The sequence below is a fragment of the Pseudomonas sp. GW821-FHT01C01 genome (genome assembly GCF_059422645.1).
Window position 1 is genome coordinate 1 of record NZ_JBWKXF010000065.1, and the last position, 18,421, is coordinate 18,421.

Consider the following 18,421-nt stretch of genomic DNA (forward strand, 5'->3'; position numbering starts at 1 on the left):
GGCGTAGCCTGCGTCCGGCTGCGCAGCAGTCGTAAAATCAGCGTTCGCGGTACGTCAGAGAGATCGTGCAAGCCGGAGTTACGGCTGCTGCACAGCCGGACGCAGCCTTCGGCAGCTGCTACAAGGAAGGCGTAGCGTCCGGGTTCGCTTGACTGATCGGCATTAGCGCAGCAGGCCCTCTTTTGGGGCCGCTTCGCAGCCCAGCGGGAGCAAGCTCCCTCGCCACATTGTTTGTGTCAGGTTCAGTTCTTACTGAGCGCCAAACATCGCCGTCCAGTAAATCCCGGCATCGCTCTTCGGATCGGTGGCGTAAGCCGCGCCCAACTCGCGGAACTGCGGGTTCATCAGGTTGGCGCAATGGCCGGGGCTGGTCAGCCAGCCTTCAACCACCTTGTGTACGCTGTCTTGTCCGGCGGCGATGTTTTCGCCGATCTGCTGGAAGTCGTAGCCGGCCAGCTCCGCGCGGTCGCCTGGTGTGCGGCCATCGCGGTCCTTGTGATCGAAGTAGTTGTGGTTGGCCATGGAGCGCGAGTTGCCTTCGGCGGCGCTGGCCAGCGTGGCGTTCCAGGCCAGCGGTGGCGCGGCGGCGAAGGATTGCGTGCCGCACTGGCGTGGCCGGGTGCGTGCGGCGTTGAGTTCGGTGAGCAGCTTCTGGCCTTCGGCCTGCCAGTCGCCCAGGCGTGCGCTCAACAACGGACGTGCGACCACGATGCGCCATTGTCGGTCCTGGCGACTGATGCCGACATCGACGAATTGCGGGTCGAGTACGATCTGGCAAAAACTCTCCTGAATCGCTTTCATCGCCGAGGCTGCATCGCGAGGCCCGGACAGGCTGATGGCCTGCACATTCTTCATGGGATACCCCGCAGTGGCCATGGCCTGCTGCAGATCACCGATGCTCGGGGCGGTCAGCACCAGGCGCGGGTCGGCCGACAGCGGCGGCAGCTCCGATGAGACCTGGCCGGCACAGCGCTGCAGTTGGCTGCGGTAGACGTTGATCGATTCGATCAATTGCGTTTCGTCCGTCGCTACGGCGTTGGCGGTGAATACCAGGCCCAGTGACAAACCGGCAAAACGCATTGCGGATGAAATGAAACCCATGAAAATCCCCCTTGAGCAGATTGCATCCATGATGCGCGAAGTTGACCCATCCAGGACAACGGATTTATCCAGAGTGTAGTGGGGTGGGTGAAATCATTTGACTACTACACTGAGTCGAACCACTCACCGAGTGATATCGATCATGCGCTTCGACTGGATCGCCACCTGCCTCGCCCTCACATTGCTGGCCGGCCCGGCATCCGCTACGGATCAAGAGCAAAAACAGCAAGCGGCCGAGAACAAGGCTGAGGTGCTGGAACAGAAAGCCGCCGAGAACAACAGCCCCGCACCGGCACCCAAGGCTGAAGCGATTACCCCGTCCGAAGTCCAGGCCGTAGACCCGGCGGGCGTCGCGCCGCTGGACGACGCGATCACGTGCCTGGCCCGCTCCATTTACTGGGAAGCCAGGGGCAAGGACTCCGCCGACATGGAGGCGGTGGCCAACGTGGTCATGAATCGCCTGGGCCACGAGGGTTTTCCGGACACGGTGTGCAAAGTGGTCAAGCAGGGCTCGGAAACCAAGAGTTGCCAGTTCTCCTGGTGGTGTGACGGCAAATCCGATTCGGTCCAGGAAGAGGTGCCTTACACGATGGCCAAGGAGATCGCGCGCAAGGCCCTGAACAAGGAACTTCCGGATCGCACCCAGGGTGCCCTGTACTTCCATGATCGTACCGTCAAGCCGGATTGGGCCAAGGAATACATCAAGACCGTGGACATCGGCTTGTTCCGGTTTTACAAGCCACATGACGATTCGGCCAAATAGTAGCGGCTGTTTCGGCCAAATAATGTTTTTTTGCTGAGGTTTTGCACGGCGTTATCGAAACTGAAATGTTTCTGTTTTATAAGCTTCACAACGAAACCGTGCGCGAATGACGCGATAAGCAGGAACTACACATGAAGCTGACGAGTGTCTGGATCAGTAATCTCGCGCCGATCACGGCGCAATTACCGGTGTGCGTCGTATGACCGTTCTGGTCACCGGTGCAGCCGGTTTCATCGGTTTTCATACGGTCCAGCGCTTGTGCCGCGAGGGTCAGGAGGTCGTCGGTATCGACAACCTCAACGATTACTACGACGTCGAGCTCAAACGCGCACGCCTCAAGGTGCTGGAGACTTTGCCGGGTTTTCGTTTCCAGAAAATGGACATTGTCGACAAACCGGCCCTGATGAGCTTGTTCCGGGAGCACGGTTTTACCGAGGTGGTGCACCTGGCGGCTCAAGCCGGGGTGCGCTACTCGCTGGACAATCCGGATGTCTATGCACAGTCGAACCTGGTGGGTTTCCTCAATGTGCTGGAAGCCTGTCGGCACCATCGCCCCGAGCATCTGATCTACGCCTCGAGCAGTTCGGTGTACGGCACCAACAGCAAAATGCCGTTCAGTGTTGAGGATCCTGTCGAACATCCCGTTTCGCTGTACGCCGCCAGCAAGCGCTCCAATGAGCTGCTGGCCGAAAGTTATTGCCATTTGTATGGCTTGAAAGCCAGTGGCCTGCGCTTTTTTACCGTCTACGGTCCGTGGGGCCGCCCGGACATGGCGCTGTTCAAGTTTACCGACGCCATCCTCAAAGACCTGCCCATCGACATTTACAACCAGGGGCAGATGTCGCGCGACTTTACCTACGTCGATGACATTGTCGAAGGCATCGCCCAACTGCGCCCAAAACCTCCGGTGCCGGAAGGGGCCGCCGCCGGGGTAAACCGGCTCTTCAACATTGGTCGCGGTATGCCGGTGGCGTTACTGGATTTCGTCGAGTGCCTGGAATCAGCCTTGGGCCTGCAGGCCCGGCGCAACTACATGCCGATGCAGGCCGGTGACGTGGTCAAGACCTGGGCCGATGTTTCGGCACTGGCCGAGTGGGTGGGCTTCAGCCCGCAGGTGACGCTCGAAACCGGCGTCGGAGAGTTTGTGAAGTGGTATCGGCAGTTCTATCAGATTTGAAGCGTTCGCCTCTGATCTCGAAAAAATCAAAAAAGGCGAGAGAGACCCTATGAGCCAAGACATTTTTGTATCCGTACTGATTCCCGCCAAGAACGAAGCGAACAACCTCAAGCCGTTGCTTGAGGAAATCCGCGTGGCGCTGGCCGATGAGTCTTACGAAATCATTGTCGTCGACGATGGCAGCACCGATGCGACCCTGCATGAACTGCGGCAGATCCGTCACGACGGCTTGAACACCTTGCGCATCCTGCATCATGAGCGTTCGCTGGGGCAGAGCACTTCGCTGTACCACGCGGCCCGTGAGGCCCGCGGGCAATGGCTGGCGACGCTCGACGGCGACGGCCAGAACGACCCGGCGGACATCCCCGGCATGCTGGCGCTGGTGCGCGGCGAACCGGGCAAGGTCGATGTGCAACTGGTTGCCGGGCATCGGGTCAACCGTCGCGACACGGCGAGCAAACGCTACGCCTCGCGTTTCGCCAACAACCTGCGCCGCCGCCTGCTCAAGGACGCCACCCCGGACACCGGTTGCGGCCTGAAGCTGATCGAGCGCGCGGCGTTCTTGCGCCTGCCGTACTTCGACCACATGCATCGCTATATTCCAGCCCTGATCCAGCGCCATAACGGCCGCATGATCGTGCACCCGGTCAATCACCGGCCGCGCACGGCCGGGGTGTCGAAATACGGCAACCTCGATCGCGCGCTGGTGGGGATTCTCGATTTGTTCGGTGTCTGGTGGCTGATCAAGCGTACCCGGCTGAACACCATTGCCCAGGAGATCGAAGGATGATGTTGTCTCGTGAAACTCTGTGGCTGGTGGTCGGCTTTGCCGGGCAGGTTGCCTTTACCGGGCGGTTTGTCCTGCAGTGGTTGTACAGCGAGTACAAGAAACGCAGCGTGATCCCGACCAACTTCTGGTACTTGAGCATCGTCGGCAGCACCTTGTTGCTCGCCTATGCCATTTACCGCCAGGACCCGGTGTTCATCGCCGGCCAGGCGTTTGGCTCCATCGTCTATTTTCGCAACCTGCAATTGATTGCCAAAAGCAGAAGCGTAAAGGAATAAACCATGCGTAGATCGATATCGCCACGGGTCGAATGCCTGGGCCTGATGCTGCTTGCCCTGCTGTTGATCGGCGCGGGGCTGGGGTTGCGCCAGGCACAGAATGTCGACGAGGAGCGCTTCCTCGGTGTCGCCCTGGAGATGCTGCAAAATGGCTCGTGGCTGATCCCGCACCGTGCCGCCGAAATCTACGGCGACAAACCGCCGATTTTCATGTGGGCGGTGGCGTTCTTCACTTGGCTGACCGGCAAGCCGAACATCGCCCTCTATATCCCGGGGCTGTTTTCGGCGGTGACGGTCACAGCGATGGTCTATGACCTGGGCCGTCGCTTGTGGACCCAGCGTACCGGTCGCAACGCCGCGCTGCTGTACCTGGCGACGTATCAGACCTACAGCATTTTGCGCACCGGTCAGATCGACAGCCTGTTGATTCTGTTCACCTCACTGGGCCTGTACGGTCTGGCACGACACCTGCTGCTCGGCCCGGCGTGGCGCTGGTTTTACGTCGGCTGCGCGGCCATGGGCATTGGTGTGATCACTAAGGGTGTGGGTTTCCTGCCGGCGCTGTTGCTGATCCCTTACGCCTATGCGGTGCGCAAGGACTGGCCTGGGGTGGTGGCCATGCCCGGCGAGGCACGCAAGTGGTTGCTGGGGTTTGCCGTGATGCTCGCGGCGATTGCAATCTGGTTGTTGCCCCTGGCCTTGTCCATTGCGTTCCATGGTTCGGCGGACGAAATTGCCTATGCGCGGGAGATCCTCCTGCACCAGACCGCAGGCCGCTATGCCGCTGCATGGCATCACCGCGAACCATTCTGGTACTTCTTCACCAACGTGATTCCGCAGTACTGGCTACCGTTGGTACTGGTGCTGCCATGGCTGGTGCCGGCCTGGCGCCGTCAGTTGAAAAAACGCGACGGGCGGGTGTTGGTAGTGCTCGGTTGGGTGGTGCTGGTGGTGCTGTTTTTCTGCATCAGCACTGGCAAGCGCAAGTTGTACATCTACCCGGCGCTGCCTGGGCTGGTGCTGGTCGCCGCGCCGTTGATTCCGTGGCTGCTCAAGCGCTGGTTCAAAAAGCACCCGCGTTTGCGTCGGGTGTTCCCGGCACTGGTCATGACCTGGTTCGCGTTGTGGTTCGTCCGTGGTTTCATCGAGCCGCTCAAGGAAGGCACCAACATTGATCAGGTGCTCATGGCGCAGGCGGCGACCATGACTCAAGGCGCCGATCTGGTGCTGGTCAACTGGGAGGAGGGGCACTGGTTGTTCGCCCGTCAGCCGATCGTGCATTTCGGCATGGACTACTCCTCCATCGAGAAGGCTGCGCAGTATCTGCGCGAACACCCCAAGGCCTACGCTTTGGTGCCGGATGACGTATTGAACCAGTGCTTCAAACCCGAAGCGGCCCGTGAATTGGGTGAAAACTCCCGGGCGAACTGGTCGATCGTGGGCGCGGATGCCGACAACGGCAAATGCCTCCCGCAAGAGGCCGGCAAAGCCTATCGATTCACCTGGAATGAGCCGCACATGCCGTCGACGTCTGCGCAGCCGGCACAGGTGGCCAATCCTTGACAGAGAGCGAGCCTGCCAACCTGGCAACGGTTGGTTGAGGCTCGTAACCGTCAGGTAGCCGACGCCGCAGGGCCACCCGATTGTTTGCGCGGTGCATCAATCCGGGAACTGCTCGCCGAACATGGGATGACCGCCAGCCGAGCTTTCTCGCGAGGCCTCGTCCTGAATGACGTCCCAATGTTCGACCATCACGCCGTCCTCAACACGCAAGATATCGACCACCACCCAGTTCACCGGCTGACCGAGGCCGGTGAACCGGCCGTGCAGCAGGACGAAATCGCCTTCAGCCACCGCCAGCTGACATTCGTAATGCAGGTCTGGCGGGCCGCTGGCGACCAGATCGAACAAGCCCTTGCGCCCAGGGGGCACGTGGGCACTGTGCTGGATGTAGGCCGGCGACCAGAAGTGTTCGGCTGCGGCCAGGTCCTTGCGATTGAACAGGGTTTCGAAGCCTTCGAGAACGATGGCCTTGTTCTCGCCGGGGGTGCGTGTGCTCATAGTCTGGGTCCTGCAAGTCGTGAGTGGATCTAGGGCGGAAGGGCTCAACCGAAAGCCGGCCCGTTTGCGATCATGTCGTTGAACTGATTGACCCACGCGTGCTCGTTCGGGCCAGGGTTGGCACGCATCGCTTCGGCGGGCGCGACAAGGATCTCGTCCACGCCGCTCTCGAACTGCGCCATGACTCCGGCAATGAACTGGTCAAGGGGAATGGCGCGTTCTTCCTCACTGCTGTCGAGCAACTCGGTGCGTACCCAGGGCGGTGCGATCTCGACCACCTGGACGCCGTGTTCGCGCAGCAGGTAGCGTTGCGACAGGGTGTAGGAGTGCAGCGCGGCCTTGGTCGCCGAATAGACTGCGGTCACGGCCATCGGCACGAAACCGAGCACCGAGGAGACGTTGACGATGAGCGCATCGGGCGTCGCCTTCAGGTGCTCGACCAGCGCCGAAGTCATGCGAATCGGGCCGAGCAGGTTGGTGGTGACGGTCGACAGGGCAAGTTCATCGTCCACCGGGCCTTCGGCATGATCGAGCAGCATGATGCCGGCATTGTTGATCAGCACATTGACCTCGGGGTAATGGGCAATGAGGTGCTGCGCGGCCGCCTGGATGCTGGCCGTGTCGTTGATGTCGAGTTCAAGTGCGGCCATGCCGGGGTTGGCGTCGAGCGTCTCTTGCAGCCGCGCCTTGCGCCGGCCGGAGATGATCACTTGATTGCCGAGCTTGTGGAAGGCTTCTGCCAGGCCACGGCCAATGCCGGAGCCGCCGCCGGTGATGAAGATCGTGTTGCCAGTCATACGCATGAGAGAACTCCTTGAACGATAAAGCCAGGGCGTCCGCCACGCTGCCGGGTCGATCAGCTCGACCGCTGCGTCGTACGGGGTGTGGCGCTAAATTGGCAGCTTCGGCGGGATCGGAGTAGACGCTGTGGCGGGCTATCTTCTATGCGTCGGATGCATAGGCGCCGCCGGCATCGTCAAGCAGGCTGGCAACAAGATGTTCGATCAGCGCGCGACCGGCGCTGCGGGTTCGTGAACCATGGGGGAAGTAGGCGTGAACGGGGACGGGTTCGGTCTGCCAGTCGGTGAGCAGGGCGACCAGTTCGCCGCTTTCCAGCTCACGACGGCACGCCCACGCCGTCGTCGAGGTGATTCCCAACCCGGCCGTTGCTGCCGCGACAGCCCCCTCGTTTTCGTCGGTCGAGAAGTGCGCCTCGAGCTGAACCGTTTGGGTCTGTGCATCGCGTGTGAACATCCAGCCGCTCGGCACCGTCGAGGCCGGGCCGGCAATGATTCGGTGCGCTTGCAGGTCTTGCGGTGTCAGCGGTACGCCGGCCGTTCGCAGATAGGACGGCGAGGCCAGGATGAACCGGGAGATCGTCATGATCTGGCGGCTCGTTGCACTGGAATCCACCAGCCGCCCCAGCCTTATCGCCACATCGATGTTTTCACGGACCAGATCCTGCCAGTGATCGGCGAGCAGGACTTGAATATGAAGGTTGGGGTGCTTTGTCGCGAACGGTGCCAGGCGTGGAATGATTTCCCGCACGCCGATGCTCGTGGGCATGCTGATCCGCACGATGCCACGCAGCTCTCCACCTTCTCGGACGCTCTGCTCGGCTTCTTCGACCGCTGCAAGGATGGGCTCCATGCGTGCCAGAAAGTCCGCCCCGGCCTCGGTGGGCACGACGGCGCGTGTGGAGCGCGCCAACAACAGGGTGCCGAGATCGGCTTCCAGCTCGGCAATGATCCTGGAGACCTGGGGTTGTGAAAGACCGGCTTCCCGGGCCGCGGCTGAGAAACTGCCCAGCCGCGCCACCCGGATAAACAGCCGGTAGGTGAAAAGGTCCTTCATGGGCAACCGTTCATTGACTGGCGTCCAGCACCACGCGGTAGCGCGCCTTGCCGCTGCGCAAATGATCGATGGCTTCGTTGATCCGGCTCATGGGAAACATCTCGACTTGCGGCAGGATCTGATGGCGTGCGCAGAATTCCAGCATGGTCGCGGTGTTGGCGGGTGAGCCGACCGGTGAGGCGGACAAGACTTTTTGCTGGGGAATCAGGTTGAACACGTGCACTGGAATGGCGTCGGGCACGACGCCGACAAAGTGCAGGCGACCTTTGCCGCGCAGGGTGGCGAGCATGGCCGTCCAGTCGAGGTTGGCGTTGGCAGTGACCAGCAGAAAATCCAGGGTGCCGGCAATCGCATTGAGCGCATCCGTATCGGTCGAGGCGACCACTTTGTGTGCGCCCAGGCGCCTGGCTTCGTCCTGCTTGCTCAGCGATGAGGTGAAAGCGGTGACTTCACAGCCCCAGGCGTTGAGGAAGCGCAGCGCCAGGTGGCCGAGACCGCCGATGCCCACCACGCCGACCCGGTCAGTGGGCTTGATGCCGAACTCCACCAGCGGGTTGAACACAGTCGAACCGGCACAGAACAACGGCCCGGCCATCGCCGGATCGAGCCCGGCCGGGATCGGCAAGGCCCAGGCCCAGTGCGAGCGAATGCGGTCGGCAAAGCCGCCGTTGCTGCCGATGATGGTCGGTTGAACGGTGCGACACAGGTTATGGGAGCCTTCGATGCACGACGAGCAATGCATGCAACTGCCCTTGTACCAACCGATGCCCACCCGTTGGCCCATTTCCAGGCCGCGGACCTGGGCACCCACCCGAACAATACGGCCGACCACCTCATGGCCGGGGATAAACGGGTAGTGGCTGATGCCCCAATCGTTGTCGATCAGCGACTGGTCGGAGTGACAGACGCCGCAATACTCCACGGCGACTTCCACTTCATCGTTTCCCAACGGGCCGGGATCGTAGCTGTAGCGCTGCAGTGGCGCGCCCGCTGCCGTGGCGGCCCAGCCGGTAAAGGTGGTGAGTTCGCTGCTGTCGCTCATGGGATACCTCCAGATCAGAAGTCAGGGGTCTTGGCCGCTCGGGTACAGCGGCAGAGCGAGGAAAGTGTAGCGGGTTGCTGGCGCTCCATTGGGCGTGAACCTGGATACTTGAAACTACAAATGCGCCCGATGTGGACACATTGCAGATACATGAGCGCGGTTTCATGGGCGAGGTCCCACGCTCACAGAGAGATCAGCCATGTTCCGCAAACTGCAGCAGTTCGTCAGATTGTTCAGCCAGAGCGCCCGATTGATGGTCGGCGTTCCCGAGTACGACAACTACGTGGCACAAATGGCCCGCAACCGTCCGGGCGAGCCAGTCATGAGCTATGAGATGTTTTTCCGTGAGCGCCAGGAAGCGCGTTTTGGCCGGGGCAAGTGCAATACGCGGTGTTGTTGAAGGCGTTGGGCGTGTGCGCGGGTCAAAAGAACCCGACGCATACGCCCTCGCTTTGCAATGCGGCACTGCGCTCGTTACCGGTTGCGCCGGTAATGAGGTATTGGCGTGGCTGCAGGGTGGATTCTCCCACTGTAATAAACGGATTGGTGTGGATCAGCTGTCAAAGGGCGCGTTGTCGATCAGGTCGCAGACATTCGGGCAATCGAAACCGTGGATATGGCGGCGTCCGACATCCGCGAGCCCGGTGCCAATGGCCGTGTGGGGATTCTTCCTGGCCACTTCGGCAAGGGCCTGGGTAAAGGCAGCCTTCATGCCTATGCGCGGGTAGAGCGCCAGCGTGTCGTCGACCAGCGAGGGGGTGATTTCATCCAGATGCAGTCCCATGACATCGACATGGGCACCCAGGTAGATCAGGGCGATTTCCGGCTGTTTGCGGTCGGCGATGCCGGCGCTGGAGTGCAGGGCAATCGCGTCCCAGACCTGTTCGGCTTTTGCCTGCGCATAACCGTTGGCCAGGAGAAAATGACGGGCGGCATCGGCGCCATCAACTTCAAAGCGCTGGTCGGCGGCGAACTCATCCGTCAGCCCCAGATCGTGTAACAGTGCAGCGAGGTAGACCGTTTCACGGTCGTACTGAAAGCCTCGCCGCTGGCCGAGGAATTCGGCAAACCACCATGTCCGGTGCACGTGATGCAAAAGTGCCTTGGAGTGGACACGCTCCACGAGCGAAGCGGCTTTGCGGGCGAGTTCGGAATCTGGAGCGCTGAAGCCGCCGATGTTGATGGGTGTGTTCATGTTGCCTCCCGGTGATGAAGTTGACTTGCCGTTCACTCTAGGGATTTGGTGGGTGGCACAATTGACTATTTACGGATGATTTGTGCCAATATGGCGCCTTGAACGCGCAGGAGTCAGCCGTGACCAACAAGACGAAATCCGGCCATCCATCGATTGGCCGCACGCCAAAACGTGTCGTGATATTGGGCCTGCCCCCCGTGGACGGGCTCGATGTGATCGGCCCGGCCGAGGTGTTTTCCCTGGCGAACACCCTGCACGACGGCGCCTTCGCGCCCTACGTACTTGAACTGGTCTGCGCGGGTGCCGACCCGCAGATGGCCAGCAGCACCGGCATCGGGCTCATGGCGCACAGGACCCTTGAGCACGAGCGTCGTGCCGACAAGACCATTGACACGCTGATCGTGGCGACAGGCTGGCAAGCCATCGATCAACGGGACGGGACGGCCATCGAATGGATTCGCACAAGGTCCGAAAGCGTGCGACGGGTGTGTTCGATCTGTGTCGGCGCTTTTGCCCTGGCGGATGCCGGGCTGCTGGACGGGCGCCGTGCGACGACTCACTGGCGCATGGCACGCGACCTGGCCGAGCGCTATCCCCAGGTGCAGGTCGATCCGAATCCGATCTGGATCAAGGACGGCAACGTCTATACCTCGGCCGGCATCTCGGCGGGCATCGACCTTGCCTTGGCACTGGTCAGCGAAGACCTGGGGGATGATGCCGCGCTGGACATCGCGAAAAATCTGGTGCTGTTCCTGCGCCGTCCCGGTGGACAGGCGCAGTTCAGCGTCGCCCTGCAATCGCAGCAGGTGCCCGGCTCAAATCTGGATGAACTCTGCCACTGGATCAGCGAGCACCTGAGTTCGCAGTTGACTGTGGAAATGCTGGCGGACCGCTTTGCCACCAGCGTCAGGACGTTGATCCGCATCTTCCAGCGGGAATTGCAGACCACCCCGGCCAGGTACGTTGAAGACGTTCGGCTCGAAGCGGCCTGCCGGGAGCTTGAACTGGGCGGGCGCTCGATGGAGGAGATCGCACGCCGATGCGGTTATCACAGCGTGGACGTGTTGAGGAAGGTTTTCGTCCGGCGTCTTGGTGTGAGTCCCAGGGACTACGCGCAACGATTCGCGCCCGACGTGCTGTCGGCCAGGCCGTAGGATGTCGAGCTGTTCGATACGCTGGAGCTGGTGATCTGTGGGTTGCCTCAGATCTCCAGATCGATCACGAAGGCAGCATCGAAATCGGGGTTTTCATTGATGCCGTTCCTGGCATAGCCCCGGGGGTTGCAGACCACCCGGGTGTTACCCACCCGATAATCAAAGCTGCCATGGGTATGGCCATGTAGCCACAGTGCCGGTTGCCAGTCTTTGATCCGCGCTTCGAGGTCCGAGACAAAGCTTGAGTTGATCGGCGAACCGGCAAACGTCGGGCTGATGCTCGACCGTGTCGGGGCGAAATGAGAGATCACCACCGTGGGCGTGTTGCTGTCGCGGGTGAAGCAGTCTTCCAGCCAGGCGACCGTCTGCAGAAAAACCAATTGGGAAATGGCCGGTGTGAACAGGTCTGGAAAGTCGGGGGCGATTTTGATGTGGCTGAAGTCGCGCATCAGCTGGGTCGCCAGATCGATGCCCAGCGCTCGATCCTCGGGGCTGTCGAGAAGGCGATAGTCAGACCACAACGTGCAACCGAGAAAACGCACGCCGTCGTGGACGTATTCCGAACGTTCCAGCACATGAATCTGCGTGCCTTGCGACAAGCTGTTGAGCTGCTCGTAAGTGGAGATCAGGTCACTGCCATAAAACTCGTGATTGCCCGCCACATACAGCAGTGGAACCGGACACGCTTTAGCCCACTCGATGGCCTTGGTCGGCCGGGCGATATCCCCGGCGAGCACGACAATATCGGCCTCCACGGCGGGAAACGGGATCGTGTTGACGGACAGGTGTATGTCGGACAGCAAGGCGATGCGCATTGATCAACTCCGGCGTGTCTTGCAGGGCAGGTCATTCAAATTACGCGTTGATAACCCGTTGTCACAAGCCTTTTGGCCAGTGGAACTGTAGGAGCGAGCTTGCTCGCGAAAGCGGTGGATCAGTCGGCATGGATGCTGGATGTGCCGGCCCCTTCGCGAGCAAGCCCGCTCCCACCGGGGGCGGCGGTGAGCGCAGTCATTGTGTGGTGCAGAGAATAATTGTGGGAGCGGGCTTGCTCGCGAAAGCGGTGGATCAGTTGGCATGGATGGTGGATGTGCCGGTGCCTTCGCGAGCAAGCCCGCTCCCACAAGGGCAGCGGAGGTTGACCTGTTTACTTCAAATACCAGCCCCACGGTTGGTCGCTGACATACTCGGTGACCTGCTTGATCTCCAGGTAATTGTGCAGCCCCCATTGCCCCAGTTCGCGGCCGATGCCGCTGTGTTTCATGCCGCCCCAGGGCGCTTCGACGAAGGTTGGTTGCGAACAGTTGACCCAGACGATCCCGGCGCGCAACTGGTTGGCGACCCGGGCGGTGCGCTGCAAGTCGGCGCTCATCACGGCGGCTGCGAGGCCGAAGCGGCTGGCGTTGGCCATTTGCAGCGCTTGCTCTTCAGTCTTGAAGCGCTTGATGCACAGCACCGGGCCGAAGACTTCTTCGCGCCACAAAATGCTGCTGTGGCCCGGTTCATCGAAAATCGCCGGTTCGACGAAGTAACCTTCGCGCAAATGCGGTGGGCGACGACCGCCGGTGAGCAGTCGGGCGCCGCTGGCCAGGCCTTGATCGATGAAACCGAGCACCTTGTCGTACTGGCCCTGGCTGACCAGCGGACCGAGTAGCACACCGGGCTGCATACCGGGGCCGATGGTGATCTTGCGGGTTTCCTCCACCAGTCGTTCGATCAGGTGCGGGGCGATAGTTTCCTGTACCAGCAAGCGCGAAGTCGCGCTGCACACCTGGCCCTGGTTCCAGAAAATCCCGAACAGAATCCACTCCACAGCGGCTTCGACATCGGCGTCATCGAACACGATGAACGCTGACTTGCCGCCCAGCTCCAGGCTGATGTTCTTGATGTCCCGGGCTGCCGCCGACATGATTTTCGCCCCGGTGGGCACGCTGCCGGTGAACGCCAGTTTGTCCACACCAGGATGCTCGGTGAGCGGGCTGCCGGCATCGGCGCCGAGGCCGGTGACTATGTTCAACACCCCGGCCGGTAAGCCGATGCGGTCGGCGGCGGCCGCCAGTTCCAGTGCGGTCAGCGGCGTCAGCTCTGATGGTTTCAATACCACCGTGGCCCCGGCGGCCAAGGCCGGGGCGACCTTCCACGCGGCCATCAGCAGCGGGTAGTTCCAGGGGATGATTTGCCCAGCCACACCAATCGGTTCGTGGCGGATGCGGCAGCGAAAACGTTCGTCCTGCAAGGCCAGTCGTTGATCCTGTTGCCGGTCAAGTTCGCGGGCCAGTCCGGCGTAGTAACGAAAGCAGGCAATGGCATCGCCAATGTCCCACTGCGCTTCAGGCAAGGGTTTGCCGTTGTCGCGCACTTCCAGTTCCGCCAGTGCCTGTTTGCCGGTTTCCAGTTCATCGGCCAGCGCCTCCAGCCATTGCGCACGCTCGGCGCCGCTGGTCTGGCCCCAGCCATTGTCGAAAGCCCGCCGCGCCGCGCGTACGGCATGGTCGACGTCTTCTTCAGTCCCCGCCGCCACGCGGTGGAAGGCTTGTTCGGTGGCCGGATCGATAACGTCCAGATAGCCGCCCAGATCCGGGCTGACCCATTCGCCGTTGATGTAAAGCTGATCACGCATGGTGCGACTCCTGGACGCCGGTGCGGCGGTTTTGCAGATGGCGGGAAGTGAACAGCAGGGCCAGCGACACGCAGATGATCACCGTGGAAATCGCATTGATCTCTGGCGTCACGCCACGACGGATGGAAGAAAAGATGTAGATCGGCAGCGTCGTTTCGGAACCGGCGACGAAGAACGCGATGATGAAATCGTCGAAGCTGAAGGTGAAGGCCAGCAGGAACCCGGCCATGATCGCCGGGCTGATCTGCGGCAGGGTCACCCGCCAGAAGGTGTCCATGGGTGGCGCGTACAGGTCCGCCGACGCTTCCAGCAAGGCCTTGTCCAGCGAATCGACGCGACTGCGCACGATCACCATGACCAGAGCCATGGTGAACAGCGAGTGCGCGGCGATCACGGTGAAGAAGCCCATGTTCAGTTTCGGCACAGTCGGCAGCCAGCTCGCCAGCAGCGGATTGATCAGGTCGAACAGGCTGATGAAGGCAATCAGCGTCGAGATGCCGATGACGATGCCGGGCACGATGATCGCGCAATAGGTCAGCGCATCGAACAGCATTCGCACCTTGGGCCCGGTGCGTTGCAAACCGAACACCGCGAGGGTGCCGAACAGTGTGGCGATGACCGCTGAACTGAAGGCAATCAGCGCGCTGTTGCCCAGGGCTTCCATAATGAAAGGGTTGCCGAACGCGGTGCCGAACCATTGCACCGAGCAGCATTGAAAGGCCAGGCCGCTACGCCCGGCGTTGAAACTGAACAGCACGATCAAGGCAATCGGCGCGTAGAGGAACAGGTACAGCGAAGTCGAATAGCTGCGCAGCCACATGTCACAAACCTCCGTCGGCAGGGCGGCCGCCGTAGCGCGCCACCAGTTTCAGATACACGCCGATGATCAGCAGCATCATCGCCACCAACGTCATGGCCAGCGCACTGCCGAACGGCCAGTTGCGCGATTGCAGAAACAGGTCGACCAGTGCGTTGCCGACAAAGAACACCTTGCCTCCACCGAGAATGGCCGGGATCAGGAACTCGCCCATCAACAGGATGAACACCAGCATCACCCCGGTAATGATCCCCGGCGCGGACAGCGGCAGGGTGATGCGACGCAAGCTTTCGAAAGCGCTGGCACCCAAATCCGCCGAGGCCTCGAGCAGGCGCTTGTCGAGTTTTTCCAGGCTGACGTAGATCGGGAACACCATCAGCGGCAGGTAGCCGTAGACGATGCCGATCAGCACTGCCCACGGCGTATTGATCAGCCGCACATCCTCTAGACCCAGGCTGGCTAGCAGCGCCGGGATGCCTTTGCCGCTGAGGATGAAAATCCACGCGTAGGTGCGGATCAGGAAACTGGTCCAGAACGGCACGATCACCAGGGTCAGCAACAGCGAGCGGTTCCGGCTGACCTTGACCGCAAGGAAATACGCCAGCGGATACGCCGCCACCAGGCACACCAACGTGCCCAGCGGCGCGAGCATCAGCGTGTTGCTGAACGCTGCGCCGCGAGAACCGAGGTTCAGGTAGTTGGCCAGGGTGAAGCCACCGGCGTAACCGCCCACGGCACTGCGCTCGCCGAAGCTGAAGACCAGGATGATCACCAGCGGCATCAACAACAGCAGCAGGAACCACAGGGTCGAGGGCAAGAGCATCAGCAGGGTGATACGTCGGCCGAGGCTGCGCCGTTGGCGAACCTCGACCGACAGGGCATGGCCCGGCTGCACCGTTTGCGGGTGGGCGGCGGCATTCATGGATGACTCCTCATTGGCCATGGTCAAGCGATCAGGCGGATTTGAAACGCGCCATCAGTTCGGCGCGCGCCGGACTGGTCAGCGTTGCGGCGGCACCGAATTCCAGCGGGCTCAGGGCTTCGGCGGCCGGGTACATGATCGGATCGTCGAGCATCGCCGTTGGCAGCAAGGCGTCGACACGCTTGTCGCCGCTCGGGTAGCCGTGGCTCAGCACTTCGAGTTTGTTGTGCTGCGGATCAAGCAGGTAGTTGATGAACGCGTAGGCGGCGTCCTTGTGCTCCGAGCTTTTCGGAATCGCGAAGAAATCGCTCCACAACTCGCCACCTTCCTTGCCCAGTTCGAACTGCATTTGCGCGTTGTCGCGGTGCAGTTGCGAAGCATCGCCAGTCCACGACATCGCCAGCCACGCATCGCCGCTGCGCATCGATGGCTGGATATCGGAGTTGATCGCGAACAGGTGCGGCTTGACCTCGATCAGCAGTTTTTCCGCATCGGCCAGTTCTTTCGGGTCGAGGGAGTTGAAGCTGTAGCCGAAGCTTTTCAGGGCATTGCCGATGGCGGTCAACTGGTAGTCGTGGACCATCGTCCGGCCGCTGGCCGGGCCTTGGGCGGCGGCCCAGAATTCCTTCCAGGTGGTCGGGCCGCTTTTCAGTTTGCCGGTGTCGTAGAGCATGCCGGTGGTGCCCCAGTTTTTCGGTACCGCGTAGACCTTGCCGTCCACCGTGCCCTGGGCCATGAATTTCTGCTGGAACGCCGAGGCATCGAAGTTGGGAATGCGTGACAGGTCCAGGGGCTCGATCAGCCCCAGCCCGACGTAGGTGCTGATGGTGTAGTTGGTCGGCACCAGCACGTCCCAGCCACTGCCGCCGGCCTGCAATTTGGCGAGCATTTCTTCGTTTGAGCCGAACACGCTCATCGACACCCGGGCGCCGGTGGTCTTGCCGAAGGTGTCGAGGTTTTCCTGGCTGTGGTAGTTCGGCCAGGTCGCCAGCGACAGGCGATCACCCAGCTTGGCTTGCTCGGCGGCCTCGGCTGTGGAGGTCAACAGACCAGGCATATTGGTGGCGACCACGGCAGCGGCAATCCCAAGGCCAGTGCGGCCAAGGAAGTCGCGGCGGCTGATCGAGCCGTTCTGCCAGCTGCGCAGGGTTTTGATAAAGGTCTTCTGGTCCATAGCATGCTCCACATCCGGTTGATGAAACGAATCGATGATTTACAACGCCATGGCCAGGCCATTGGCGTGATCCCAGCCGACGCGAACCGCTGCGCCGTGTTCGAATGCATTGGTGCCGTGATCCTGCTGGCGCGGCACCCGCACGCAGACCACGCCGAAGGCTTGGGTGCGCACGCGGTATTCGGTGGAATTGCCCAGGTAAATGCGGTCCTCCACGCAGCCCGGCAGCTTCACTTCGCGGACCATTTCGGCATTGGCACCGGCGATGCTGATCAGCTCCGGGCGCACGGCGATGCAGCCGGCGGCGTTGGCGCTGAGGGCTTTGCCGGTAGGCGTCAGTGGACTGGTCAGTTCCAGTCCTTGCTCGGTGCGCAGCACCACCGAGTTGCCGTTGAGTTGGCGCACGGTGCCGTTGAACAGGTTGGACTCACCGATAAAGTCGGCGACGTAGCGACTGGCCGGGGCTTCGTAGAGTTGCTCCGGGGTGGCGGTCTGGATGATCGAACCGTTGTGCATCACGCTGATACTGTCGCTCATCGACAGGGCTTCTTCCTGGTCGTGGGTGACCAGCACGAAGGTGATGCCGACCTCGCGTTGCAAACGCAGCAACTCCGATTGCATCTCCTTGCGCAGCTTGCGGTCCAGTGCAGCCAGTGGCTCGTCGAGCAGCAACACCGTCGGCTTGTTGACCAGTGCACGGGCGAGGGCAACGCGCTGTTGCTGGCCGCCGGACAGTTCACTCGGCTTGCGCTGGCCGAAGCCGCTCAGACGGACCATTTCCAGCGCCTCATCGGCCATGTGCAGTTGCTGTTTCTTGTCCGGGCGCGGTGTGCGATAGCGCAGGCCGTAGGCGATGTTCTGCGCCACGGTCAAATGCGGAAACAGCGCGTAATGCTGGAACACCATGTTCACCGGCCGCTCGAACGCCGGCACCCCGGCCACGCTTTTGCCGGCCAGACGCACCTCGCCGCTGGTGGGCTGTTCGAAACCGGCGATCATGCGCAGGGTGGTGGTCTTGCCGCAGCCTGAGCCACCGAGAAAGGAATGAAACGAGCCACGCCGCACCGCGAAATTCAGACCACCGACGGCCTGCACCTCGCCATAGCGTTTGACCACATTGCAGAATTCGATATCGCTTGGCGGGGTGTTGTTCACGAGGTGGGCTCCCTTGCAGTGATGAATCAGTGCGTCGGGGGCCAAACTAGCAATCGGGGTTTTGCGGTGTATATATCCCTTGGGGGATAGGAGCAGCTTGTTGTAGGAGCGAGCTCGCTCGCGATGAATTCAAGAGCACTGTGTTTAGCCAGTCATCACGCGTATTCGTTAACGACCATCGCGAGCAAGCTCGCTCCTACAAAATGCCGATGCGTGTTTAAAGACATCCGGGGTTACTTCGCGAAGGCTACACCACTGTGGGAGCGGGCTTGCTCGCGAAAGCGGTGTGTCAGGCAAGTTATATGGCGGCTGAAATATCGC

At 61.4% G+C, this 18,421-nt stretch carries 19 protein-coding genes; 7 read left to right on the forward strand and 12 right to left on the reverse strand.

Features of this window, described 5'->3' with window-relative positions; genetic code table 11:
* Window positions 1-249 precede the first annotated feature (249 nt).
* The gene (locus tag AC07XF_RS26010) at window positions 250-1,101 is read right to left on the reverse strand and encodes a CAP domain-containing protein (RefSeq protein WP_495028783.1); all 852 of its coding nucleotides are present in this window, start codon (window positions 1,099-1,101) and stop codon (window positions 250-252) included.
* Between the two features lie 142 nt (window positions 1,102-1,243).
* Here AC07XF_RS26010 and AC07XF_RS26015 point away from each other — a divergent pair, with 142 nt between their 5' ends.
* From AC07XF_RS26015 to AC07XF_RS26035, 5 genes are all read left to right on the forward strand, one after another.
* Window positions 1,244-1,864: a cell wall hydrolase gene (locus AC07XF_RS26015; RefSeq protein ID WP_495028784.1), complete on the forward strand. Its 621-nt coding sequence runs from the start codon at window positions 1,244-1,246 to the stop codon at window positions 1,862-1,864.
* Window positions 1,865-2,063: 199 nt separating this feature from the next.
* Window positions 2,064-3,041 (forward strand): NAD-dependent epimerase, encoded by a 978-nt coding sequence (locus tag AC07XF_RS26020; protein WP_495028785.1) that lies wholly within the window; start codon window positions 2,064-2,066, stop codon window positions 3,039-3,041.
* Between the two features lie 49 nt (window positions 3,042-3,090).
* On the forward strand, window positions 3,091-3,831 hold the full coding sequence (locus AC07XF_RS26025) for a glycosyltransferase family 2 protein (RefSeq protein ID WP_495028786.1): 741 nt from the start codon (window positions 3,091-3,093) through the stop codon (window positions 3,829-3,831).
* Window positions 3,828-4,106: a lipid-A-disaccharide synthase N-terminal domain-containing protein gene (locus AC07XF_RS26030; protein ID WP_223463786.1), complete on the forward strand. Its 279-nt coding sequence runs from the start codon at window positions 3,828-3,830 to the stop codon at window positions 4,104-4,106. The genes AC07XF_RS26025 and AC07XF_RS26030 overlap by 4 nt, the downstream gene beginning before the upstream one ends.
* A 3-nt stretch (window positions 4,107-4,109) precedes the next feature.
* Complete coding sequence (locus tag AC07XF_RS26035; RefSeq protein WP_495028787.1) at window positions 4,110-5,669, forward strand: ArnT family glycosyltransferase; 1,560 nt, start codon at window positions 4,110-4,112, stop codon at window positions 5,667-5,669.
* A 96-nt stretch (window positions 5,670-5,765) separates the two neighbouring features.
* Here the strand turns inward: AC07XF_RS26035 and AC07XF_RS26040 are convergent, their stop codons facing one another.
* From AC07XF_RS26040 to ahr, 4 genes are all read right to left on the reverse strand, one after another.
* Window positions 5,766-6,167 carry a nuclear transport factor 2 family protein gene (locus AC07XF_RS26040; protein ID WP_495028788.1) on the reverse strand — a complete coding sequence of 134 codons (402 nt, stop codon included), beginning with the start codon at window positions 6,165-6,167 and terminating at the stop codon, window positions 5,766-5,768.
* 44 nt (window positions 6,168-6,211) lie between these two features.
* On the reverse strand, window positions 6,212-6,970 hold the full coding sequence (locus AC07XF_RS26045; RefSeq protein ID WP_495028789.1) for an SDR family oxidoreductase: 759 nt from the start codon (window positions 6,968-6,970) through the stop codon (window positions 6,212-6,214).
* A 139-nt stretch (window positions 6,971-7,109) separates the two neighbouring features.
* Window positions 7,110-8,021, reverse strand: coding sequence for a LysR family transcriptional regulator (locus tag AC07XF_RS26050; RefSeq protein WP_495028790.1), 912 nt, complete (start codon window positions 8,019-8,021; stop codon window positions 7,110-7,112).
* A 10-nt stretch (window positions 8,022-8,031) separates the two neighbouring features.
* Window positions 8,032-9,063 carry an NADPH-dependent aldehyde reductase Ahr gene (gene ahr, locus AC07XF_RS26055; RefSeq protein ID WP_495028791.1) on the reverse strand — a complete coding sequence of 344 codons (1,032 nt, stop codon included), beginning with the start codon at window positions 9,061-9,063 and terminating at the stop codon, window positions 8,032-8,034.
* Between the two features lie 199 nt (window positions 9,064-9,262).
* On the opposite strand from ahr, the gene AC07XF_RS26060 reads away from it, so the two are divergent.
* Window positions 9,263-9,463, forward strand: a complete 201-nt coding sequence (locus tag AC07XF_RS26060; protein WP_008001923.1) for a YbdD/YjiX family protein — start codon at window positions 9,263-9,265, stop codon at window positions 9,461-9,463.
* A 153-nt stretch (window positions 9,464-9,616) separates the two neighbouring features.
* On the opposite strand, the gene AC07XF_RS26065 is transcribed toward AC07XF_RS26060, so the two are convergent.
* Complete coding sequence (locus AC07XF_RS26065) at window positions 9,617-10,258, reverse strand: HD domain-containing protein (RefSeq protein ID WP_495028792.1); 642 nt, start codon at window positions 10,256-10,258, stop codon at window positions 9,617-9,619.
* Window positions 10,259-10,377: 119 nt separating this feature from the next.
* Between AC07XF_RS26065 and AC07XF_RS26070 the strand changes: the two genes are divergently transcribed.
* Window positions 10,378-11,412: a GlxA family transcriptional regulator gene (locus AC07XF_RS26070; protein ID WP_495028793.1), complete on the forward strand. Its 1,035-nt coding sequence runs from the start codon at window positions 10,378-10,380 to the stop codon at window positions 11,410-11,412.
* A 47-nt stretch (window positions 11,413-11,459) separates the two neighbouring features.
* Here the strand turns inward: AC07XF_RS26070 and AC07XF_RS26075 are convergent, their stop codons facing one another.
* From AC07XF_RS26075 to AC07XF_RS26100, 6 genes are all read right to left on the reverse strand, one after another.
* A complete protein-coding gene (locus tag AC07XF_RS26075; protein ID WP_495028794.1) occupies window positions 11,460-12,227 on the reverse strand; it encodes a metallophosphoesterase in 768 nt (255 codons plus the stop codon).
* 332 nt (window positions 12,228-12,559) lie between these two features.
* Window positions 12,560-14,032 (reverse strand): aldehyde dehydrogenase family protein, encoded by a 1,473-nt coding sequence (locus tag AC07XF_RS26080; RefSeq protein ID WP_495028795.1) that lies wholly within the window; start codon window positions 14,030-14,032, stop codon window positions 12,560-12,562.
* Window positions 14,025-14,852: an ABC transporter permease gene (locus AC07XF_RS26085; RefSeq protein ID WP_007990502.1), complete on the reverse strand. Its 828-nt coding sequence runs from the start codon at window positions 14,850-14,852 to the stop codon at window positions 14,025-14,027. Before AC07XF_RS26085 ends, AC07XF_RS26080 begins: the two co-directional genes overlap by 8 nt.
* Window position 14,853: 1 nt before the next feature.
* Entirely contained in the window at window positions 14,854-15,771 is a 918-nt protein-coding gene (locus tag AC07XF_RS26090) for an ABC transporter permease (RefSeq protein WP_495028796.1), read from the reverse strand.
* A 31-nt stretch (window positions 15,772-15,802) separates the two neighbouring features.
* Window positions 15,803-16,945, reverse strand: coding sequence for an ABC transporter substrate-binding protein (locus tag AC07XF_RS26095; RefSeq protein WP_495028797.1), 1,143 nt, complete (start codon window positions 16,943-16,945; stop codon window positions 15,803-15,805).
* A 39-nt stretch (window positions 16,946-16,984) separates the two neighbouring features.
* Window positions 16,985-18,100 (reverse strand): ABC transporter ATP-binding protein, encoded by a 1,116-nt coding sequence (locus tag AC07XF_RS26100; RefSeq protein WP_495028798.1) that lies wholly within the window; start codon window positions 18,098-18,100, stop codon window positions 16,985-16,987.
* Window positions 18,101-18,421 lie beyond the last annotated feature (321 nt).

Excerpts from the sequence above, each read along its gene's own strand:
- AC07XF_RS26010 (WP_495028783.1), bottom strand. The coding sequence starts at position 1,101 with ATGGGTTTCATTTCATCCGCAATGCGTTTTGCCGGTTTGTCACTGGGC.
- AC07XF_RS26015 (WP_495028784.1), top strand. The coding sequence starts at position 1,244 with ATGCGCTTCGACTGGATCGCCACCTGCCTCGCCCTCACATTGCTGGCC.
- AC07XF_RS26020 (WP_495028785.1), top strand. The coding sequence starts at position 2,064 with ATGACCGTTCTGGTCACCGGTGCAGCCGGTTTCATCGGTTTTCATACG.
- AC07XF_RS26025 (WP_495028786.1), top strand. The coding sequence starts at position 3,091 with ATGAGCCAAGACATTTTTGTATCCGTACTGATTCCCGCCAAGAACGAA.
- AC07XF_RS26030 (WP_223463786.1), top strand. The coding sequence starts at position 3,828 with ATGATGTTGTCTCGTGAAACTCTGTGGCTGGTGGTCGGCTTTGCCGGG.
- AC07XF_RS26035 (WP_495028787.1), top strand. The coding sequence starts at position 4,110 with ATGCGTAGATCGATATCGCCACGGGTCGAATGCCTGGGCCTGATGCTG.
- AC07XF_RS26040 (WP_495028788.1), bottom strand. The coding sequence starts at position 6,167 with ATGAGCACACGCACCCCCGGCGAGAACAAGGCCATCGTTCTCGAAGGC.
- AC07XF_RS26045 (WP_495028789.1), bottom strand. The coding sequence starts at position 6,970 with ATGCGTATGACTGGCAACACGATCTTCATCACCGGCGGCGGCTCCGGC.
- AC07XF_RS26050 (WP_495028790.1), bottom strand. The coding sequence starts at position 8,021 with ATGAAGGACCTTTTCACCTACCGGCTGTTTATCCGGGTGGCGCGGCTG.
- ahr (WP_495028791.1), bottom strand. The coding sequence starts at position 9,063 with ATGAGCGACAGCAGCGAACTCACCACCTTTACCGGCTGGGCCGCCACG.
- AC07XF_RS26060 (WP_008001923.1), top strand. The coding sequence starts at position 9,263 with ATGTTCCGCAAACTGCAGCAGTTCGTCAGATTGTTCAGCCAGAGCGCC.
- AC07XF_RS26065 (WP_495028792.1), bottom strand. The coding sequence starts at position 10,258 with ATGAACACACCCATCAACATCGGCGGCTTCAGCGCTCCAGATTCCGAA.
- AC07XF_RS26075 (WP_495028794.1), bottom strand. The coding sequence starts at position 12,227 with ATGCGCATCGCCTTGCTGTCCGACATACACCTGTCCGTCAACACGATC.
- AC07XF_RS26080 (WP_495028795.1), bottom strand. The coding sequence starts at position 14,032 with ATGCGTGATCAGCTTTACATCAACGGCGAATGGGTCAGCCCGGATCTG.
- AC07XF_RS26085 (WP_007990502.1), bottom strand. The coding sequence starts at position 14,852 with ATGTGGCTGCGCAGCTATTCGACTTCGCTGTACCTGTTCCTCTACGCG.
- AC07XF_RS26090 (WP_495028796.1), bottom strand. The coding sequence starts at position 15,771 with ATGAATGCCGCCGCCCACCCGCAAACGGTGCAGCCGGGCCATGCCCTG.
- AC07XF_RS26095 (WP_495028797.1), bottom strand. The coding sequence starts at position 16,945 with ATGGACCAGAAGACCTTTATCAAAACCCTGCGCAGCTGGCAGAACGGC.